Raw genomic sequence first — 20573 nt, 5'->3', positions numbered from 1 at the left:
TCATCTCCCCTTTGTTATAACCCACTCTTTATTTTGGCCATATAATATCACAGAATCAGTTTTTATGTCAAGAACTTTATACTCTCCGATCGTGTCCCCCTTCTTTGCCTCGATATCCTTATTATTCATTGAATCGTGCAGTTTTGCGACCAATTCCTTGCTCTTCCCGGGCTTCTTGAACTCGAGGGTAACCTGGCCATCCTTGTTTTCCATCTTGACAATCTTGCTGTTGATCTCCGTTACTTTGTAGTCTTTGACCTTTTGCCCCCTCTTTACGAAATACGTCTTACCGGACCAGTTGATCTGGCCTATTATGGTCCCGTCCGACACCTCGATAAAACCTTTATACATAAAAGGCAGGGGTACGGCCGTGACGGACACTAACGTCAGGTCTACAGGCGATAAGACCTTGACCGGGGGTTCGGGCTTTATGAACATGTTCTCATCGAGAAGGGGCTTGTATCTCGAGACGGCATAAGGGGATTTGAGCAATACTTCCACATGCGAAAAAGAGTTTGGCAGGGCGGCGGTCCCCTCCTTACCGGGCACGACGTCTCCCCCGCCTTCCTCCTCCTGCCGGAACGGGACTTGCTTTGATTCAAAAACCGAAGACGATTTCCACATCGCCAATATCCATAGAATGAATGCTGCTGCGGCTATTATTCGGGATGCGCCTTTCATATCTTCTCCGCGGGCAATACGGCAGCGACTATGACCAACTCTCCGGTCATGTCGCCCTCGGCCGCGCTCTCGTCTGCGGAAACTTTTATTTTAAACGAATCGATCCTCAAAGGCACATCCGCGACGCTCAGCTTATACATAAAATTGACCAGGCTCTCGTTACCGCACTTAAGGACCACCCTGACAGGAAATTCCATGAAAAGGATTTCCTTGTTGTCGGCCATTATTTTCTTGATCTCGAGGAATTCGATCGTCGAGATCTCCGGCACCTTCGAAGCCAGGGCAAGGCTGCCGATCTCGTTTATTATGTCGAGCTGCTTTACCCTGAACGGAAGGTCCGCCGGATTCGGTATATCGTGCTCGTACCTCTCGAAACCCAGCCAGAACGGGAATTGGAAATTTATGGAAGCGCCGTCCTCTTTTATCTTATTCTGGACCTTGTATAACTCCTCCTTGAATTTAAGGGGATCCCCGACCTCCTTCACCATCCGGGAGGACGGTTTAGAGAAGAGCATGCCGCTTATCTCCTTGTCGGCTTCCCGCATGGCCTTGAGCTGCCTCTCAAGGCGGTTCTTTTCGCTGCTCAGTAAACCGAGGCCCTGGTTTTTATAGACCTTGAGCTGCTCCTGCTTCTGCACGACAGCCCCTTCGATCCTCAACCTGTCATACACGGTTATCCCTAAAAAAAGAAATGAAACCAGTATGACCGCTCCCAGGGATATCTTAGTCGTCAATGACTCGTTCATGCCTTTTGGCATCTTCTATTTCTTGCCTTTCGTTTCGTCCTTCTCGCCCTTCGGGGCCGCCGCAGCCGCGCCGGTCCCCTTGAACCTGAACTTTATGGAAAAATCCCTGAATTGTCCCGCGCCCTCTTCGGTCTGGCGGGGCAGGCTCGCGTATATTATCTCTACCGAATCGAATAACGGCGAGGATGCGAGCCTGTTCTTGAAAACGTTGATGGTCAGGAGGCTCGAGGTCGTCCTGCCCTCAACCGAGAAAAGGTCCTTGTCCTTGGCCACCGACGTCAGCCAGGTCTCTTCGGGCAGGAGCTTCCTTATCTCCAATATGGCCTCAAGAGAGAGGCTTTTCTTTATGGCCAGATTTTCAAAGGGTTCCAGCCTGGCCTCGCTGTTCTTGATATCTTCCTTAAGCTTGGCTATTCCCTTGTTGATGTTCTCGTAATCCGACAAAAGCGAATCCAGGAAGGCCACTTCCTTCCTCAGGGTCGACGTCTGGAACCAGATATTATACCCTATCGTGAGCGGTATTACGGCAATAAGGAGGCCCGCGGAGATTATCCAGAATTTTTCTTTTTTGAAATCCCTTTCCTCTTTCCTCTCGGCCGGCAACAGGTCTATATTGGTCGGGCACCTCTGGAGCAGGCGCAGGGCCAGGCCGATCGAAGAGCCGAAGCGCGTCTGAAAATCTATATCGACCCTGAGGTTGGACGGGCATTTTATCTTCTGGCCCAGGTTGGCGCGCCTTATCTGCATGCCAAGCCCCTTCGCCAGGAAATCCTCTATGCCCTTGAGCTTTGAGCCGCCGCCCGATAATATGATCTCGTTGAAGGCGGTATCGCGGGCATGTTTGGTCTTGTAAAATTCCATCGACTGGACGATCGAAGATATCAGGTCGGAGACGACCGGGTTCAGGGCATTAACGAGGTCTTTGCCCTCCGGGGTGATGTTCGAGGGAACAAGGCTGTCTGACGCGACCACCATCCCCTCTTTGCGCTTAAGCTCCTCCGCCTTGTCGAAAGGTATATTTAACTTTGAGGCGATCGCATGGGTCATCTCGTCGCCGGCGATAAGTATTGAACGGACCCAGAACCCCTTGTCCGATATGACGATAAGATTGGTCGCCTTGGCGCCGATATCAAGGATCAGCCCCTTGCCGAGGGGCTCATTATAAGTTATGGAATTAAGGAGGGCCAGAGGGCTGACATCGACGAACTCTATGTCCAGGTTGGTCCTCGCTACGTGCGAAAGCGTAGTTTCGACAATCTCTTTTTTCGCGGCGACGAAAAGGACGTCCTCTTCCGGGCCCGCGCCGGAGCGGAAGATCTGGTGGTCCCAGCTTATCTTATCGAGGGGGAAAGGGATCTGCTGCTGCGCTTCGTATTTTATTATCTTGTCTATCTTGCCTTGCTGGATCTTGGGGAGCTTGAGGAAGCGGATGAATACCGACTGGCCCGAGAGGGAGAGCGCGAGCCTGCCGCTCTTTATCTTTTCTGTTCTCAACAACCCCTCTATGCCTTCCCTTATAAGGGTGTCCCTTTTTTCCTGGTCGGCATATTGGGTCAAGTCAAAAAATTTCGCCCGGATGAGCTGAATACCTTCGGCCGTCTTTTCCAGCTCTACGAGTTTTACCGAGCCCGCGCCTATATCGATCCCTAGAGCACGTTTTCCCATATGGTTGCGTATATTTTATAGGATTAAGCAAAAGTTGTCAATTATTTCTTTTCAAAAAGCAAAAAATTCGAAAGGCGCCTAATTTGACGTTTTCTTCTTGCTTATCTCCTTCCTTTTTTCGAGGCTAATAAGCTTCATCTTTCTAAAAGTCTCCTCTTTCAGCTTCTCGGACTTGGTATAGGCATTAGCAAACGAAAAACATTTATAAGCGCTGACGAGATCGCTTATTTTCCCGTCGCCCGAGGCCTCCCGGGCTTTCTTTAAATATGCCTCGCCTTCCTTAATATATTTACCGCAAGTATCCTCGATAAGGCCGCTGTCTTTGACCAGATATAAATTCTCATAATGCATGTCTATATTTTTCAAATTTGCAGATACCGGTCGCTCGGTAAATACCCGTTTAGTGATCTTGCTTCTCATGTCTTCGGCCTTGCTCTTAAGTTCCGCATCATCCGACAATCTGTATACTTCTTCCGCGCATTTTATCGCATAGAACAAATATTCTTCCTTTTTCTCATCGGAAGGTGCTTTGGCCACCAGGGTGTCAGCGAAATACTCCGCCTTCTTGAGGATATCCGTAAAATACTCTTTTTTCAGATCCTCCACATTACGTTTCTCTTTTTCCGCCCTCTGACTCAAGGAAGCGATAATTTTACTGGGATCAGCGGAGTTCACCAAAAGATAGGGTTTATCAACCACCTCACTGTTTATATTTCTCAAAAGTAACCTGGCTTTACGAGTATAATTGCTTTGGGGATAAACGATTTTCAGCATTTCGACTTCTGTTTTGGCCTCCGCGAGATATCCCGATTCATAATGTTTGAACGCGGCTTCATACAAAACTTTGTCCGGTTCGCCGGTAAGCACTTCCAGAAGCCTTTTCGCCTTTTTTTCAAAGTCGGGGGTTTTTGCCGCTTCCCCGAGCAGGTATTCCGCCTGTCCAGGGAGATCGTTATCGATACAGAACACCGCCAAATTATAATAAGCCTCGGCATCGCCTGCCTTTATCTCCGAAAATCTTTTACTGAATTCGGCGAAGGCGTCCGCATGGCCTGCGGGTTCATTGGCCGCTTCCGTCCGGTTAACATCGGCTGCCGTGGCCGGAAAAGCCGCGGCCAAAAAGAACATCAAAAAAAATACGGGAAACACCTGTCTCATTTTATTCTTTTTTCTCCTTTTACTCATATTTGCAATATAAGACCGCCGCCTTTGGCAAACGGGTAAGGGTAATGTCCTCAAGGACAGGCGTCTGTAAATGCTGCGGGTCGTCCGACAATAAAGTGACTTTGAAGCGTATGCTCGTCGAAGGGGTGATACTCACCCCACTGTTAATACCGACGGGACTATAGTTGGTCCCCCCGTCCCCGGAAATTTCCACCGTGGCCCTTTCGTTCGTGGCTGCGCCCGGCGGAATGGTCAACGTCCACGACGCGGTACCGAAGCGAGCGGGGCCGGCCGTGGCGGACGCGGGAGAGATGTAATAGCCCTGGTCGGGGATGAGGCGGACATCGTCAAACAGAGCGTAACGTCCCATCGTAGTCGACGGATGATTTATCAACCTCAAAAACCAGTCGGTGTAGATAAATTGATTCCCCGCGTCGTGCCGCACATAATTATATCTATCAGTTTCCCCCGTATCTACAAGTTGATGATAGAATCCATCATAGGCGTAGTAGGTAAGATAATGGATCTGCCACCACCACGAGCCCCAGTTCCCTCCGTCGCCTGAATCCCATTCGTGATAAGCTATCCCGGTAGGAGAGATTGCCGTATGAACCTGATAATTATTGGCCCCCGACCCGCGCACAATTAATTTGAAAGCAGCATTAACAGGAACGACCCTGTTCGCATCCGCCGGTTTTAACGTACCGGGCGCAGACAACCCTCCTATCCCATTATACAAACCGTTTAAATGCATATAATGGTCTCCGCCTCCGCCGGGGAAAGTTAATCTCAGCAAGGAATCCGCAAAATCGTCGGGCGGAGCCATGCCGGAAATTCCGTCAATGCTTTGTTGATACCCGTAGGACCCATAGTACATACAGCGGAAATTATTGATATACAACTTGCCCGTAGGCCCCGCGGAAACAAAGTCGATCTGCTCTGTATCCTCATAACCTTCCCACCGGTCAGTAGCGCTATAAAAATTTTCAAAAGGAGGGTAGTATACCTGACTTGGAGGATTTTTAAGTATGTTACAATAGACCCTGAAGGAAAATTCCTGCCCGCAATGCCATTGGCCGCTTTGACTGCCCTGCAGGTCTATATGAGCTAATGCTGTCTCTCCAACGTATGCGGTATCGCTTAATTCATTATCACCGTCCCTTAAGTCAGGCTGATTACTACGGCTGGGATCTACTGGATTGACATCGGTGATGGCTATATCGTTGGCCAGGGAATCTGCCCAATTAGACCAGCTCCAGCCCACTTTATTGACATTATCATTATCTTCGTCGAAGTTATCCCAGAAACCCAGTTTAAGGGAATTGGCGACGGCGTTAGCGCTATAGTCGGGCGTAGCGACCGTCAATCCAGGGTCGTAACTTGAGATAACCGGACAGCTGTTAAGCCAGTTCACGTTCTTAAAAGCCGGCATAGTGCCGTCGTTTACGTAAGCGGTTGTGTAAGTATTCCCCCTGAATTGTTCTTTCGTCGTGTAATTTATGACATCGTATATCCGCACCGGAGCGGTTATCCGTTTCTGTGCCGCCCCGGCCGTCCCGGTAGATGTTATCTCGTAAACGCCGCCGGGATGGAAGCAGAAATCGGTTGTATAAGAGAGAGAGGCTCCCGCGTTATCGACTTTTACTTTGTTCGGGTTCGCGTTATTTTTTATCTTTATTTTTTCAGCGGCGGTCAGGTAACCAAGCCCGTCTATAAAACCGTCAAAATCATTCCAACTGGTAAAGAAATTCGCGTTCCTTCTTGTAATAATATCACCGGCTAACGTGGCAGGATCCGTCGGCGTAATTACAGATGCTAAAACAGCCCTCAGAATTTTAGCGTCGGTGATATTTATATTTACCGGCGCCTTGCGCTGGTAAGTCGAATCAGGATTATCCAGGCCGGTTAAAGACGAGGCCGTAGGATCCTCGCTGTTCTCGTCAATATAACCATTTACCGTTATATATTCCGCTATCTTGTTGAACTTGCCCTGTTTTACGGAGGTTGCGCCGGAAAACGCGTTGATAACCTGTTCCTTCGTGATATAAACTCCGTCAGTGAGGGTCGCGCGGTATGAAATGATCGCGGTCCCGTCGCCGGCCTGAAGAGGGCTTCCCAGTATGGCAACAAGGCTTTCGAGCATATCTTCCAGCCCGGGATTTGTGTCGTTTACGTTGAGCTGGCTCGCGGTATCGGTTATATTGACGGAATAGGCGGCGGTATTCCCTCTCCCCACGTTCCCGAGAGAGCCGCTCATGGTAGCGGCAGGCACGCCGTTGAAATCGCTGACGGCCAGGTTCCTCGCCGAGACGATAGCGATATTCAATCCCGCTTCTGCCGCGGCCCTGGCCTGCGCCGCCATCGCCATATTCACCGACGACCTGCGATCGGCCATCATATTGATGGTGAAAGACGTCCCGATTATCAGCATCATCGCGAGGACGCCGACCGTCACTATGAGAGCGATACCCTTGTTATTTTTTCTTATTCTTATTTTCATTTTCTCGTATGCCCGCGAGGGTAGCTATTATAAAAAAATAATTCTTCCGGCAATTTTATTTCTTTCCGGCAAATGGAAGAGCCCCGATGTCGTTTCTTGAGCCGTCTGGGTCGTTATACTTGGCGTCCGGGTCGCCGCCATCAACACAAGGGGAATCTCCCCTAAGGTGAAAATCGTCTTTCGCGGCATTCGCGAACCTGGGATCAAGCAATACGTCCTTCTCCCCTTTCCGGCAATCAATAAAATCCTTTACGTTATAAAAAAGGTTATAGGCAAGCGTAAGGTTGATGTCCTCGCGCGGCTTATTATAATATTCTTCCAGATATTCTTTAGGCAGGTCCCGGGGATTCCCCTGCGGCGGAAGTTTGGCGGAGCAGATACCGACCTTATTGTTGTAAAAGACCGAATTCCTTACGGCAAGCTCGATCGGCCCGCCCCAAAGCATCAGGCCGTAACTTGCGTTCACTATATTGCAGTTCAATATCTGCGCGTTCTTTACGCCGCTGACCTCTATGCAGGTAGACAGGTTCCTGCTTATTAAGACACAGTCCTTTAAAAGAAAACTGTCGACGCCGCCCACTCTTAAGGGCTGCCCGTTCACCTCAATGGAGAGGTCTTTTATGGCGACATTATTCACGCTACCGCGCGTCGAGATTATGGATAATCCGCTCTTCCCCAGTTTAATAAGGGTCTTGTCTGCGCCCTGCCCGACAAGCTTGATATTACTCTTAACGGTAAATCCCTCTTTCTCCGTGTATTCGCCTGCGCCTATGTATATGGTATCTCCCGGAAAGGACTTTTCGCACGCTTCCCTGATGGTCTTACAGTCCCCCGGCACCCTTATCGCGTATTTATCCCCGGGAGCGGCAGAGGCCCGCAGGCATAAGCTTAAAAACAGGATGACGGAGAACGCGATTATTTTTTTCATATTGTTATCCCTACTGCTGGTAGAATACCCGGGCTTTCGGCCGGTGGTACATCACGGTGACGCCCTTCAGGACAGGCGTGGAGCTGCTGGCCGAATAGTCATTAGGGTTCAACGCGGACGTGATCAATAAAGCCTTATACTGGAACCTGCCTCCTGAAAGGGATGATATCGAGTCCCCCTTCGCATATTCAGTCGAGAAGTCATCGGTTGTGGAAAGGCTGTCTGCCGCCCTGGCATACATCGTTATCGAGGTACCGGCCGGATTCGGATTCGCGTCATTCCACGTTATCGTATCCCATATTATATTGGAGTTGTCCAAAGGAGGTTTAGCTATAAGCGACGCAGATACGATATAGCCCTTTGGATATATGACCCTGACATTGTCGAAGTCGGTCACGCATTCGCTGGTGCTGCCTATATATCTGGGGTTATTATCGGTTATCCCGTCGGTCCTGTCGTATACCATATCGACGAATGCTTCATTGGTGTAGGGGGGGGTCCCCTGCCAGAATAAGTCGAGATCGACATAATATATATTGTTTGCCCTAAACGCTACGACACCTGCTTTGGACGCGCTGCCGGTTCCGGATGCTCCCGTGGTGACCCAACCGGAACCACTCTCGGTAGTATAGGAATAATAAGCCTGATAGGTGGTTCCCACCCCTATCGCCGCTAATATGTAGTACTGCGTCTGTTGCGCATCCTCATCCCAGGAATAATAGGCGCCGCTTGACGAGTCTGTCTTGCCCGGACAATATAATACGCTCGCATCCAGGTCGGAGGAACCGAACCAGTCGGTACCGTTTTGGACAAAAGTATAATAAACGTCCCCGGGTTTTGTCTGATGGTCAGCTGTATACGGCGGATCGGTCTTGAGGATGAGATACCCCGTCAAAAATGATGGAATATGGTCGGGATATCCCGGATTAGCCAAGCGCTGGCTTGGAGGCCGTTGCCAGTTGCTGTCCCATGTCTGCTTCTGTCCGTTGTCATAGACATAAGACCTGGCGAAGATATCGTAGCCCAATGGCGAGTCTGCTTTGTAGTAATAACTGTTTAATTCGGCTTGCCTTTCCTCAGCCGTGCATCCATCGTAATAATATCCCGGTACATCCATTCTGAGGCAATAGGTGCCATTAATGCCATCTTCCTTGAACCCTTCCGGGACGGAAAAATCGCCGAAAGTGCAGGGCCACACATAATCGCCGTCCCAATTTATAGCAGTTGCATCTTCACCGTCTATTCTTCCTCTAGGAAGCCAGTGTTCATGGGTGCTGGGAAATGTGTGAACATCCCAATCCCACCACGCTATACCGAATAACTTCGTTACATATCCCCCCTTCAATATTATCGCGGTGTAGGCAATATCATCGTTGAAGTTGTCCCAGTATCCAAGCTTGACGGAATCGGGGGTTTTCTGATAACTTCCCTCCCAATTCATCTTGCTGCCGTCGAAACCGTCCTGGCTGGTCGGACACGAATCGAGCCAAGTCACGTTCCTTACCTCCCCGTCGCTGAAATTGTTGTAGAGAGAGAACCAGGGTGCCCAAAACTCGGCCCGGGTAGATTGGGTAAGGGTATTAAATACCTGTATGACCGAGGTCGTCTTCTTTTCGGCGACGACGACTCCGTTCTTTTTCGTCTTCCCTGTAGAGACTATCTTCAGGATACCGGCCGAGTTATAATCCGTCCCGAGCCTGGAGGCGGCCCTGTATGTCTTAGGCGTCGTCACCGGGTTCGAGTCGACCGCGATATCCCCGTAATAAGAAGAAGGATAATATCCGAAGTATTCGGCCGGAACGTAATCGTCAGAACCGTAGGCGTCCCATTTAAGCTGGACCGTGTTCTGGTTGTCTTTGTTGTAGTATTCGATCCTTATTGGGTGCCAGCCGGCGCGGCTGAAGGTAACAGCCGGAGAGACGAGGACATTATCTGACGGCCAGCCGCCCATGTTCCTGTCGGTCCAATCCTCGATCAATTTCGTCCCGTCTATAAAAAGCCTGCAGCCGTTCTCGCTGCGCATCTTGAAGGTTATATCCTGGTTCACCTTGTCCTGAGGTATGTATATATATCCGGTGAATACCGCGCCGAAATAATCCAATCCTGACCGCCACGTCCAGTCAGCGGCTATATAGCCCCCGGCAAATTCCGCGTCGTGCGCCTCGCTCCATCCGTTCCAATCTCCGTCGGCGCCCGGGAATGTATTGGAAGGAGGCCAGGGAGCTGAACCGGAGTCCTTCGCCTCTTTAAGGGCGCGAAATTCCACGACTTTTCCGCAAAAATTACCAAGGCCCAGGATCGAGTTTTTATCCCACACCGTATTATCGGGTTGGGAGTAATACTTACCGGTAAGCCCTCCCGGTATCACCGGGGCATAGACGGTAACGAAGTTTTTTATTGCATTATATTTGATGTCGTCGTTAAGGACAAGTCGCAATTCTTCGACTGTTGCGTAAGGCCCGTGCTTCTGGACGGTGCCGCTGTTACAGGACTGCGGGCCGGTGGCGGTCAATACAGAGGTGATACTGCTATACTCCGTCTCCGGAACGCGATAATTGATCATCTTCGCGATGTCATCGTATGAAAGGCCCTTGCTTTTCAACTCATCTATCCACGGATAATCGGTCTCATCGAGGGTGTTTATGTTTATCTTCTGGTCCTCCCTCTCCACATAGACCTGATAGCTCCCTCCCGCGAAATTTACCTCGGTCCCAGGGTTGGCGTAAGGAGACGCATTTATGACAGCCATGACGTCGTCGTAACTGTTGTTTGCCGCCAAAGCTCGGATATCGGCGATCGTCTTATCAAGGCCCGCGCCGGACAGCTCTTTGGCTACGGTGTAATACATAAAATTCGCCGCGGCCCTATACTCGAGCTGCATGTTTATGGCGAAGCTCGTGGCTATCATCGCGATGAGCGCCAGGATGCCCACCGAGATTATGAGGGCTACGCCTCTCTTCTTTTTGTATTTAGGGCTAGTCTCTTTCATCTCGCACCTACGACCCTTATGAAATCCGTGAAGGTCTTTGTCTGCGTGCCGTCCCTGCTCTGCAGCGTTATGGATATCCCCACCGCGTCGGGCAGGCCGTCGGGTATCAGTTTGTTGCCGCCGGAATCGTAATTCTCGGTGGCGCCGGTAAGCGCGTCAAGGCCCGAATTCCAACTGGTAACGGTCGCGGCCGGCGCGGCGCCGGCGGTACCCCTGTAATAATAGGTAAAGGTAAGCGCCGTGACGTTACTTGCGATGGCGGCATCCGAGGCGCCCGTATCGCCGGAGCCGTCGGCTTTCTTCGAAAAATCATAGGCGACCGGCACTACGCTTCCGTCGAAATACTCGAAATGGTGCATGAGGCGGTTATCGTTCCTGAGCCAATATCCGACTTCGCAGAGGTCCTGCTTATTGCCCGGATTATTCGCTATCGGCGCGACGAAAAATATCTCGCCGCCTGCGGAGCCGGTCTTTAGGCCTGACGCGGAGAGATAACCTTCAAATTTAGTCCAATAGGCGGTGTTGGCGCTCTCCTGGTAAAGATAGGCGGAGGATATTTCGCGCTCCATTATGTCGAGCGCGAACCTCGCGTTCTGGTACATATCGAGGATCGTCTCGGCCTTGCGCCAGGAATCGAGCCCGCCCCTGAAGACCGTAAACAGGGAGGTGACGAGGATGGAGAAGATGACGGCCACGACGAGGATCTCGACCAAGGTCAGGCCGGAGCTATTCCTTCTTATATATCTATCTGGTCGCCACATAGGTCGTGAATACCTGTTGATAACCCCTGTTCCTATATTGCCAGCTTACCGTCAGGTCTACCTGCCTTAATGCGTCGATCGCGTCTACGGTTGAGACGCTCTGCGTCCACGTATAAGACGGGTCGGAGAAGTCCCCGCTCGTGACGCCTAAAGAAGGAAATCCGGTGTTCCGCAGCTCTTCGAGGTGCTTATTGGCAAAGACCGCTACCTGCGTGGAATTCACCGAGCGCCTCGCCGAGTCAAAGCCTATCGGGAAAAGAGACAATATGCCCACCAGCCCTATGGCGAGTATCGCGAGCGATATGACTATCTCTATTAACGTGAAACCTTTTCTCATAATATTAAGGAGCTATCTTTTCCAGTTGGTTATATCGTCGCCCGCGCCGCTATTGTCCACTTTATTAGGGCCGTTGGACCAGATATCAATGTAATGATCGTAACCGTGCGAGGCCGAACCGGTGTTAGTATAATGGTAGGCGCTGTTCCAGGGGTCGAGTATAGTGCCGGCGGTGGTATTTATTTCATTCGTCTGGAAATTCATGTAAGGCCCGGACCAATTCTGCGCCTGGACGGTCGTAAGGCCGGTCGCGGAACTGACAAGGTTCGTATACAAATTAGCGGAAGCGGGATAGATCCCGGTATCCGCCTGGAACATCCCCAGCGCGGTTTCGATGCCTGCTATCATCGACCTGGCTTTGGCTATCATAGCCTGCTGCTTCGCCTTCTGCGCGGCGCCGGTTATGAGGCCCGCCAATATAAGGATGATCGTCATGACGACTATCAACTCTATTATCGTAAACCCGCTTTTGCGTTTTTCCATTTTAACCATTCCCTCCCAATGCGGTTATGAGGTTGAAGAGCGGCATGAACATCGAAACTACTATAAAGCCGACGATCAGGCCCATGCCGATAATCAAGAAAGGTTCCAATAACGACATAAGGCCCGTTACCGTGACATCCACCTCTTCATCATAGACGTCCGCGATCTTGAGGAGCATCTGGTCGAGGGCGCCGGTCTCTTCGCCGACAGATATCATATTGACGGCCATCGCCGGGAACAAACCGGCCTTTAAGAGCGGCTTGGCCACAGTCTCTCCCTCGCGTACGCTGTCGTGGACATGGACTATCGAGCGCGCCATGACCTCGTTACCGGTCGTATCTTTTGCGACCATAAGCGACTGCAGGATGGGGACGCCGCTCGAAAGCAAAGTGCCCAGCGTCCTCGAGAAACGCGCGATGGCTATCCTGCGGATCAACGGCCCCATTACCGGAAGCTCCAATTTTATCCTGTCGATCACCAGCCTCGTCGCCGCTACCCTGGACAATATCGTATAGACCACGATGACAAAGATGATGATCCCTAGCCCGACAAACCATCTGTCTTTCATCAAACTGCTGACGAAGAGGAGCACCTTTGTCGGACCCGGCAGTTCGACGTTCATCTCTTTGAATATCTGCATGAATTTCGGGACAATGAAAGTTATCAGGAAAAATAAGACCGAAAGCGCCAACGTCAGGACAAGGGCGGGATAGATAAGGGCGGCCTTTATCCTGCTGTTCAGCTTCTGCGACTTCTCGGCGAATTCAGCCAGGCGCGTCAGGACGACTTCAAGGACGCCGCCGGTCTCGCCGGCCTTGACCGTGTTTACATAAAGCGGGGGAAAAGCCTTCGGATATTTCGAGAGCGCTTCGGAAAAAGAACTGCCGCCTTCTACCTGTTCGGCCAGGCCGCGGATGGTCGTTTTCAGGGCCCCTTTCTCCTGGCGCTCAAGGACGTAAAGCGCGCGCACAAGAGGAAGGCCTGACCCGATAAGTGTAGCCAGCTGCCGCGTAAAAACGGTCACCTGCTTCTGGCTGACCCCTCCCAGCGAGAGATTCAGTATAGATCCTTTATTAGCCGGGGCAGGGCCCTCACGCAGGTCTTTAGCCGCGCCGGCAGCGGGCGTTTTCGACTTCTCCTCGCTTACGCTTACCGGATAGAGCCCTTTTTGGCGGAGCTGGGTCACTACCTCATCATTAGAGTTGACCTCGAGCCTGCCTTTTATCTCTTTCCCGTCCTTGTCGATAGCCACGTAATTGAATATTGCCATAGTTGTAGTTCCTCTCTCGTCTATAGTATAAATATACCCTATAAGTTACCGAAAGTCAAAGGATCGCGGTCTGGGCTTCTTTAAGGACCTCCTCGAGCGTAGTGGCGCCGAGGAATACCTTTTCAAGGCCGTCGTTAAGAAGGGTCTTCATGCCGGCCTCTATGGCGGCCTCTTTTATCAACGCGGTATGGGCCTTCTCTATTATCAGGGCCCTGAGCTTGTCGTTAAGGATAAGGAGCTCAAATATGCCGGTCCTTCCTTTATATCCGGAATTATTGCATTTTACGCAGCCGGCTCCCCTGTAGAACTTCTTCCCCTTCGCGACTTCAGGCTTTATCCCCAGGTCGGATAGCATCTCCGGCTCGGGCGTATATTCCTCTTTGCAGAACTGGCATATCTTCCTGACGAGGCGTTGGGCAAGTACGGCCTCGAGCGTCGAGGTCACGAGGAACGGCTCGACGCCCATATCTATAAGCCTGGTTATCGTCCCTGCCGCGTCATTGGTATGTATGGTCGAGAAGACGAGATGTCCGGTGAGCGAGGCCTGGATGGCTATCTGGGCGGTCTCGGCGTCGCGGATCTCGCCGACCATGATTATATCCGGGTCCTGCCTTAAGATGTGGCGAAGCGACGTCGCGAAGGTAAGGCCGATCTTGGCGTTTATCGGCACCTGTATTACGCCTTTAAGGTCGTACTCGACAGGGTCCTCGGTCGTGATGACCTTATATTCTATCTTGTTTATCTCCTTCATGCAGCCGTACAAAGTGGTCGTCTTGCCGCAACCGGTCGGGCCGGTAGCGAGGAGTATCCCGTTGGGCTTGATGATCAGGGTGCGTATCCTCTTCTTTGTATCCTCGAGCATCCCCACATCGTCGATCGAAAGGCTGACAGTCGTCCTGTCGAGCACCCTCATGACGACGCTCTCTCCGAATATCGTCGGCAATGTCGAAATCCTGAGGTCGACGCTCTTTCCTTCTATCGTGACCATGATGCGCCCGTCCTGGGGAAGCCTGCGTTCGGCTATATCGAGGTTCGCCATGACCTTTATCCTCGACGAAAGTCCGAGGCTCAAGTTCTTCGGGGGCCGCGCCACCTCATAGAGGACGCCGTCTACCCTGTACCTTATCCTGTAATCCGATTCGAACGGCTCAAAATGTATGTCCGAGGCCTTCTCTTTGACCCCCTGCAGTAATATCATGTTCAATAATTTTATGACCGGGGCGCGGGAAGCGAGCTCCTGCAGCGTGGAGATATCCGTCGCTTCTTCGCCGACCGGGAGGAGTTCCATCTTTTCGCCGAACACGCCGAGGACGTCCTGTATAGTCTCTCCCTCGGATCCGTAATATTTCTGTATCTCTTCTTTTATCTCCTCATCGCTGGCTACGACGCCCTTGATGTTCATCCCGAGGGTAAACCGCAGGTCGTCGAAGGCAGCCACATTCAGAGGATCGGCAATAGCGACGGTTAGCTGGTTACCGTCGATGGCGACGGGAATGATAGTATATATCTTGGCGACCGAGGCCGGGACCTTGTCGATGACCTCCTTCGGGATCTTCGTACCCTTAAGCCTCGCTACCGAGAAGCCTGAGCGCGCGCCGAGGACCTGGAGGATATCCTCCTCTTTGACCAGCCCCATATCGATCAAGATCCGGCCCAGGAGTTTACCGGTCAGTTTCTGTTCCTCGAGGGCCTGTTCCAATTGATGGTCATTTATAAGGCCTTTCTCGAGAAGCATCTGGCCTATCTTCTTGAATTTTTCCTGTTTAGACTGTTGTTCTTTTTCCGGGGCCATTTTATTCCTCGTAACCGTGCGTTATGCGCACGACCTCAGATATAGTGGTTATGCCCTCCAGCGCTTTCGAGAGGCCGTCCTCGCGCAGGAGTTTCATGCCGTGCCTCCGGGCCGCGTCCCGGATCTCGGGAGAAGGCAGCCTCTTTATGATCATCTCCCTTATTTCGTCGGTATTGATAAGAAGCTCGAAAATGCCTATCCTTCCCCGGTAGCCCGTATAATTGCAGTTCTTGCAGCCGTGCCCGCGCCATAATTTTATCTCGCTTGCTTTCGGATCGTCCTGTTTGTAGCCTAGCACATATAATTCCTCGAGGCTCGGTTGATAGTTTTCCCTGCAGTTGTCGCATATCTTCCGGACGAGGCGCTGGGCCATGACGGCCTGCACCGTAGAGCTCACCAGATACGACTTTACGCCCATATCTATCAGGCGCGTAAAAGCGCCGGCAGCGTCGTTGGTATGGAGCGTGCTGAAGAGGAGATGCCCGGTCAGGGCCGCCTGTATCGCGATAGACGCCGTCTCGAAATCGCGTATCTCGCCGACCATTATGACGTCGGGCGCCTGCCTCAGCATCGTCCTGAGGCCGGAAGCGAAAGTCAGGCCGATCGAAGGCTTGACGTGGACCTGGTTTATCCCTGAGATCTGGTATTCGACCGGGTCCTCGATCGTTATTAATTTTTTGTTCGGCTTATTGATATAACTGAGCGAGGCGTATAACGTCGTCGTCTTGCCGCTGCCGGTGGGACCGGTTATAAGCAACATCCCGTAAGGGAGATGTATCAGCCTTTCAAACGTGTCCGCGTCCCCGTGGAGAAATCCCAATTCCTTAAGGCCCAGCATGAAACTCGATTTATCTAGGATCCTCATGACCACGCTTTCACCATAAAGAGCGGGGAGCGTGGAGACGCGCAGGTCGAGGTCCTTTCCCGCGCCATGGATCCTTATCCTGCCGTCCTGGGGCAGCCTCTTCTCCGCGATATTCATGCCCGCCATGATCTTCAGGCGGCTTATAATAGACGGCTGCAGCTGTTTGGGCGGGCCCGGCACTTCGTGCAAAACACCGTCTATCCTGTATCTTATCCGGAATTTGTCCTCGAGCGGCTCGACATGGATATCCGAGGCGCGGTTCTTTACGGCCTCGGCGATTATCTGCGTGACCAGTTTTATTATCGGGGCTTCCTCTTTCTCCTCTTCCTTGGCGACCTCTCCGGCCGCTCCCTTGAAAGATACCGCTATCTCCGAATCCTTTTTCTGCGCGACCGCATCGAGGATATTCTTGCTGCCCCCGTAATGTTTTTCGAGCGCGATCGAGAGGTTGGTCTCCGAGGTCAGGACAAAATTTAATTTACATCCGGTCAAGTCTTCGAGATTATCCTGCCCGAGGAGATTTATGGGATCATCGGTGGCGACGGTAAGCACGTCGTCCGCGTATTTAATAGGCACCATCCTATGCCGGTAGGCGATGTTCGGTTTTACCTTCTGGAGCACGTCGAACGGTATCTCCATGTCGAAGATCGGGGAACGGGCGAGGGAGAATTCCTGCACGATGAGGTCCCTGAGCTGTTCTATCTTTAAAAAACCTATTCCGGTGAGGATGTCGGAGAGACGGCCGCCAGATTCGACCTGTGACTTAAGGACGTTCTTGACCTGGGATTCTTCCAGGATCCCTATGGACCTGACGTATTCGGCTATGAGCCTGCTCTTATTTAGCAAATCCCCGCTTCTCCCCTTTTATCTTCCTGCTCGCTGCGGCCTCGGCCTCGCGCCTGACGGCCGAAAAAGGAACCTTTTTGAGCCGCGCGATCCTTTTGCAATCTTCGTATTCCGGAGAACAGATATTAAGCGAGTTCTTGTAGAAGCCCGCCTTCACCTTTATATTACCATATTTTGTCTTTACTTCAACTATTTTACGTTCAAGTTTCAGCCGTTCGGCGTTATGCCGCCTGATGCCGAATGTGGACGTCTCTTCGAAGATGATCCCTGAGAGATCCCCGGCCGTCGAGGGCCCGGAGAGGACCGTCAATACGCAGGCGGGCCGCGATTTTTTCATTATCGCGGGCGTGATATAAACATCCAGCGCCCCCGCCTCAAAGAGCCTGTCGATAAGATGCCCGTAGACCTGGGGGTTCATATCATCGATGTTGGTCTCCAATACCGTGACGACATCCGCGTCGCCGTTTGTCCTTCTCTCGCCTATTATCGCCTTGAGCAGGTTCGGCCTGTCCGGGATCTCACGGCTTCCGGCGCCGAACCCGGCCCGGAGGACTTTCATTGCCGGTATATCGATCTGCGATCTTGAAAATGTCTTAAGGAGCGCGGCGCCTGTGGGTGTGGCCAATTCAAAAGGCGCGCCGGCGACGGAGATATCTATCCCCTGCAACAGGTAAGCGGTCGCGGGAGCGGGAGCGGCGATAGTGAGGCGTGAAGAATAGACCTCATCTATTTCCATCTCCTCCAGAGCGACGCAGGCGCCGACTATATCCACGACGGAATCTATATCTCCGACCTCGTGGAAATGCACTTTCTCAACCGGGATCCCGTGGGCCCTGCTCTCCGCTTTCGCGAGGTTGGTGAAAACGGCGGCTGACATTTCCTTGACCCGGGTCGACAGGCCCGATGACCTTATCGCCTTCACGATGCCCTTGAATGTCTTGTCGTCGGTATGCTCGTGCCCGTGGTGCTTTTTATATATGACGTCGAATTTGACGCCTGATACGCCGGCGCGCGAGACTTTGCGCGCGGCCAATTTATATACGCCTATCTTCATCTTGCGCAGCTGCGAGGCGAGGCGCCTGATATCGAGGCCGCAATCTATGAGCGATCCCAGGAACATATCGCCGCTTATCCCGCTCGGGCAATCAAGGTATAATATTTTTTTGGGATGGGTCATTTATTTATAAGCCCCGCGAAATATCCGGCGCCGAAACCGTTATCTATGTTCATTACGCACACCCCCGGCGCGCATGAGTTAAGCATTGTCAAAAGCGGCGAGAGCCCTCCGAACGAAGCGCCGTATCCCACCGACGTCGGCACGGCTATGACCGGGCAGGCGACAAGCCCGCCGACTATCGAGGCCAGCGCCCCCTCCATCCCGGCTACGACTATTATGACCTTCGCCTTCTTCAGGAGCGGGATGTTGCCGACCACCCTGTGTATGCCCGCGACCCCGACATCGTAAAGCCTTCCAACGCGGTTCCCGAGGAGTTCAAGCGTCAACGCCGCCTCCTCGGCGACAGGAATATCCGATGTGCCGGCGGTCACGATAAGCACCTCGCTCTTTTTGAGCCGCGGCTTTTTTTTCGCAAAATATATCATCCTCGCGTCCTCGTTGAACTTCAGGACGGGTATGGAGATACGAAGATACCCGTATAATTCCGGTGAGGCCTTGGTGATAAGGAGCGTATTCCCGCTGGCGATGATGCGCTTCGCTATCTCGGCGATATCGCGGTCTTTCTTGCCGGGCGCGAATATGACTTCGGGGAAACCCTTGCGGATGGCGCGGTGGAAATCTATCTTGGCAAAACCCATGTCGTGGAAAGGAAAATGCTCGAACTTCTTGAAAGCCGCCCCCTGGGAGATCCTGCCGTCCTTAAGATGAGAGAGTACTTTTTTTATCGAACGCCTGGAATAATCCATGATGTCTATCTTCTCAGGAGAATGAACGCCACTAAAAGGACGATCAAAATGAACGCGAGGATATAGAAATCGTTAAAATATACGAAATCCCTTATCCTGTCGAATATCGAGTACCCGGCCTTCTTCTCTTCCCTCTGCGCCGGCCTGATGTCGAGTATCGGGACCGACTGGTGCTTCAGTATGCGTATCCTGCTGCGCAAGGCCTCGACCTGGCTCTTCCTGAACCTCAGGTATTCGCCGCCGATCCTGTAAGCGGGGATCTTCCCTTCGGCGACGAAACGCCGCAGCTCCTCCTCGCTCAACTCGAGGATATCCGCGGCGTCATGGAGGCTTATAAGCTTCTCCTTTTCGGCCGGAGCGTCGAATGCCTTATTTAATTCGTTCCGATGCGATCCACTCATCTATCTTGGCTTTATCAAAATGCAGCCTGTCACCTTCCCTTATCGCGGGCAGCTTCCCGCTGACCGCCCAATCCCTGACCACCGATGAATCGACCTCGAGATACCTGGCGACCTCTTCCACTTCCATCAGTTCGGCCGCGGCCTGCGACGAGGCCCTTCCTCCGGAGACCATCTGGCAATTCCCGTTCAGGACGGCCCCCTTGCTTATCTCCAGCAGCGGCGTCTTTATGTTCCCGTCGACGCGCGCCGGGGAGATGAGCTTCAGGGATTTTTTCGCGACCACTTCGCCGGTCACTTTTCCCGCAATAGTTATTTCGTCTCCGACGATGTTCGCGCTCACGAACGCCTTCTCCCCTATAGTAAGCGTCCCCTTGGTGTCAAGCGTGCCTTCAAACCTCCCGTTTATCTGCAGATTCACCGGGTCCTTGAAAGACATCGTTCCCTGCATGCTGGCATCGACATCCAATACCTTCTCTTCCACTTTCCTTCCTTTGCCGAGCATCTTGACACACCCCCTCTCGTGCTTTTATGAATCGACCGACGACGACCAACCCGCTCTCTTGACCCCGTCCAGTTCGCGGATCTTGGACAATATCTCGCTATCGAATTCGTTGGTCAAAAGCTTGACATTGATCTTTATGATGAGGTCCTCGGAAGACGAGGATCTTTTCACGTCGAAATCTTTTATCTCCGCGTCATACTCGGAAAGGACCGACCGTATCTCCTGGAGCTGCGAGGCGCCGGCCTTTGTGTCTATCTCGAGGGACTTATACCAATCCCTCCTTATCATTACCCTCTCCAGCCTGTTGAGGAAGAAAAGGGCCGATAACGCCAGGATCGTCGTAACGGTAGCCGCTATAAATAAGCCTGCGCCGACCGCGAGGCCGAGGCCCGCGACGGTCCAGAGGCTTGCCGCGGTAGTAAGGCCGCGGACCGAGGCCTTGAACCTTATTATCGTGCCGGCTCCGAGAAAACCTATACCGCTAACGACCTGCGCCGCGATGCGGGCAGGGTCAGGGGTCGCCACTCCCCTGTATATATCGAATATATGCATCGAGGTAAGCATTATGAGGGTCGAGCCGATACCTACGAGGATATGTGTCCTCAGGCCGGCCAACCTCCCGTGGACCTCGCGCTCGTATCCTATAAACCCGCTTAATATCGCGGCCAGGCACAGCCTGATTATCATGTCGTATTCGCTGAGTCCCATCGCTCTCTCCTT

At 52.2% G+C, this 20573-nt stretch carries 18 protein-coding genes; all 18 read right to left on the bottom strand.

What is annotated here, in order from left to right; genetic code table 11:
* The 18 genes from WC317_02320 to WC317_02235 all read right to left on the bottom strand — a co-directional run bounded on the left by WC317_02320 (position 1) and on the right by WC317_02235 (position 20561).
* Entirely contained in the window at positions 1-681 is a 681-nt protein-coding gene (locus WC317_02320) for a hypothetical protein (protein ID MFA5338967.1), read from the bottom strand.
* Complete coding sequence (locus tag WC317_02315) at positions 678-1427, bottom strand: Amuc_1100 family pilus-like protein (protein MFA5338966.1); 750 nt, start codon at positions 1425-1427, stop codon at positions 678-680. The genes WC317_02320 and WC317_02315 overlap by 4 nt, the downstream gene beginning before the upstream one ends.
* Before the next feature lie 15 nt (positions 1428-1442).
* Positions 1443-3092 (bottom strand): type IV pilus assembly protein PilM, encoded by a 1650-nt coding sequence (pilM, locus tag WC317_02310; protein MFA5338965.1) that lies wholly within the window; start codon positions 3090-3092, stop codon positions 1443-1445.
* 78 nt (positions 3093-3170) lie between these two features.
* Positions 3171-4250 (bottom strand): hypothetical protein, encoded by a 1080-nt coding sequence (locus WC317_02305; GenBank protein ID MFA5338964.1) that lies wholly within the window; start codon positions 4248-4250, stop codon positions 3171-3173.
* Between the two features lie 19 nt (positions 4251-4269).
* Positions 4270-6756, bottom strand: coding sequence for a hypothetical protein (locus tag WC317_02300; protein ID MFA5338963.1), 2487 nt, complete (start codon positions 6754-6756; stop codon positions 4270-4272).
* Between the two features lie 55 nt (positions 6757-6811).
* Positions 6812-7684 carry a hypothetical protein gene (locus WC317_02295; protein MFA5338962.1) on the bottom strand — a complete coding sequence of 291 codons (873 nt, stop codon included), beginning with the start codon at positions 7682-7684 and terminating at the stop codon, positions 6812-6814.
* A gap of 10 nt (positions 7685-7694) precedes the next feature.
* On the bottom strand, positions 7695-10673 hold the full coding sequence (locus WC317_02290) for a PA14 domain-containing protein (GenBank protein ID MFA5338961.1): 2979 nt from the start codon (positions 10671-10673) through the stop codon (positions 7695-7697).
* Entirely contained in the window at positions 10670-11434 is a 765-nt protein-coding gene (locus WC317_02285; GenBank protein ID MFA5338960.1) for a prepilin-type N-terminal cleavage/methylation domain-containing protein, read from the bottom strand. Before WC317_02285 ends, WC317_02290 begins: the two co-directional genes overlap by 4 nt.
* Complete coding sequence (locus WC317_02280) at positions 11418-11771, bottom strand: prepilin-type N-terminal cleavage/methylation domain-containing protein (protein ID MFA5338959.1); 354 nt, start codon at positions 11769-11771, stop codon at positions 11418-11420. Before WC317_02280 ends, WC317_02285 begins: the two co-directional genes overlap by 17 nt.
* Positions 11772-11783: 12 nt before the next feature.
* Entirely contained in the window at positions 11784-12254 is a 471-nt protein-coding gene (locus WC317_02275; protein MFA5338958.1) for a type II secretion system protein GspG, read from the bottom strand.
* 1 nt (position 12255) lies between these two features.
* Positions 12256-13524, bottom strand: coding sequence for a type II secretion system F family protein (locus WC317_02270; protein ID MFA5338957.1), 1269 nt, complete (start codon positions 13522-13524; stop codon positions 12256-12258).
* 55 nt (positions 13525-13579) lie between these two features.
* Positions 13580-15316 (bottom strand): type II secretion system ATPase GspE, encoded by a 1737-nt coding sequence (gene gspE / locus WC317_02265; protein ID MFA5338956.1) that lies wholly within the window; start codon positions 15314-15316, stop codon positions 13580-13582.
* Between the two features lies 1 nt (position 15317).
* Positions 15318-17027: an ATPase, T2SS/T4P/T4SS family gene (locus WC317_02260; GenBank protein MFA5338955.1), complete on the bottom strand. Its 1710-nt coding sequence runs from the start codon at positions 17025-17027 to the stop codon at positions 15318-15320.
* A complete protein-coding gene (larC, locus tag WC317_02255) occupies positions 17017-18204 on the bottom strand; it encodes a nickel pincer cofactor biosynthesis protein LarC (GenBank protein ID MFA5338954.1) in 1188 nt (395 codons plus the stop codon). Before larC ends, WC317_02260 begins: the two co-directional genes overlap by 11 nt.
* Positions 18201-18950 carry a nickel pincer cofactor biosynthesis protein LarB gene (gene larB, locus WC317_02250; GenBank protein ID MFA5338953.1) on the bottom strand — a complete coding sequence of 250 codons (750 nt, stop codon included), beginning with the start codon at positions 18948-18950 and terminating at the stop codon, positions 18201-18203. The genes larC and larB overlap by 4 nt, the downstream gene beginning before the upstream one ends.
* Positions 18951-18955: 5 nt before the next feature.
* Positions 18956-19351 (bottom strand): helix-turn-helix domain-containing protein, encoded by a 396-nt coding sequence (locus WC317_02245; GenBank protein ID MFA5338952.1) that lies wholly within the window; start codon positions 19349-19351, stop codon positions 18956-18958.
* The gene (locus WC317_02240) at positions 19320-19853 is read right to left on the bottom strand and encodes a polymer-forming cytoskeletal protein (GenBank protein MFA5338951.1); all 534 of its coding nucleotides are present in this window, start codon (positions 19851-19853) and stop codon (positions 19320-19322) included. The genes WC317_02245 and WC317_02240 overlap by 32 nt, the downstream gene beginning before the upstream one ends.
* A gap of 24 nt (positions 19854-19877) precedes the next feature.
* Positions 19878-20561, bottom strand: coding sequence for an MgtC/SapB family protein (locus WC317_02235; GenBank protein ID MFA5338950.1), 684 nt, complete (start codon positions 20559-20561; stop codon positions 19878-19880).
* Between the last annotated feature and the right edge of the window lie 12 nt (positions 20562-20573).

It is taken from the genome of Candidatus Omnitrophota bacterium, from assembly GCA_041653595.1.
Classification (GTDB): Bacteria; Omnitrophota; Gorgyraeia; order Pluralincolimonadales; family Pluralincolimonadaceae; genus Pluralincolimonas.
Note: the sequence above shows the minus strand (reverse complement) of the source record. Positions and strands in the feature narration are given on the sequence as shown.

Excerpts from the sequence above, each read along its gene's own strand:
- WC317_02320 (MFA5338967.1), bottom strand. The coding sequence starts at position 681 with ATGAAAGGCGCATCCCGAATAATAGCCGCAGCAGCATTCATTCTATGG.
- WC317_02315 (MFA5338966.1), bottom strand. The coding sequence starts at position 1,427 with ATGAACGAGTCATTGACGACTAAGATATCCCTGGGAGCGGTCATACTG.
- pilM (MFA5338965.1), bottom strand. The coding sequence starts at position 3,092 with ATGGGAAAACGTGCTCTAGGGATCGATATAGGCGCGGGCTCGGTAAAA.
- WC317_02305 (MFA5338964.1), bottom strand. The coding sequence starts at position 4,250 with ATGAGACAGGTGTTTCCCGTATTTTTTTTGATGTTCTTTTTGGCCGCG.
- WC317_02300 (MFA5338963.1), bottom strand. The coding sequence starts at position 6,756 with ATGAAAATAAGAATAAGAAAAAATAACAAGGGTATCGCTCTCATAGTG.
- WC317_02295 (MFA5338962.1), bottom strand. The coding sequence starts at position 7,684 with ATGAAAAAAATAATCGCGTTCTCCGTCATCCTGTTTTTAAGCTTATGC.
- WC317_02290 (MFA5338961.1), bottom strand. The coding sequence starts at position 10,673 with ATGAAAGAGACTAGCCCTAAATACAAAAAGAAGAGAGGCGTAGCCCTC.
- WC317_02285 (MFA5338960.1), bottom strand. The coding sequence starts at position 11,434 with ATGTGGCGACCAGATAGATATATAAGAAGGAATAGCTCCGGCCTGACC.
- WC317_02280 (MFA5338959.1), bottom strand. The coding sequence starts at position 11,771 with ATGAGAAAAGGTTTCACGTTAATAGAGATAGTCATATCGCTCGCGATA.
- WC317_02275 (MFA5338958.1), bottom strand. The coding sequence starts at position 12,254 with ATGGAAAAACGCAAAAGCGGGTTTACGATAATAGAGTTGATAGTCGTC.
- WC317_02270 (MFA5338957.1), bottom strand. The coding sequence starts at position 13,524 with ATGGCAATATTCAATTACGTGGCTATCGACAAGGACGGGAAAGAGATA.
- gspE (MFA5338956.1), bottom strand. The coding sequence starts at position 15,316 with ATGGCCCCGGAAAAAGAACAACAGTCTAAACAGGAAAAATTCAAGAAG.
- larC (MFA5338954.1), bottom strand. The coding sequence starts at position 18,204 with ATGACCCATCCCAAAAAAATATTATACCTTGATTGCCCGAGCGGGATA.
- larB (MFA5338953.1), bottom strand. The coding sequence starts at position 18,950 with ATGGATTATTCCAGGCGTTCGATAAAAAAAGTACTCTCTCATCTTAAG.
- WC317_02245 (MFA5338952.1), bottom strand. The coding sequence starts at position 19,351 with ATGAGTGGATCGCATCGGAACGAATTAAATAAGGCATTCGACGCTCCG.
- WC317_02240 (MFA5338951.1), bottom strand. The coding sequence starts at position 19,853 with ATGCTCGGCAAAGGAAGGAAAGTGGAAGAGAAGGTATTGGATGTCGAT.
- WC317_02235 (MFA5338950.1), bottom strand. The coding sequence starts at position 20,561 with ATGGGACTCAGCGAATACGACATGATAATCAGGCTGTGCCTGGCCGCG.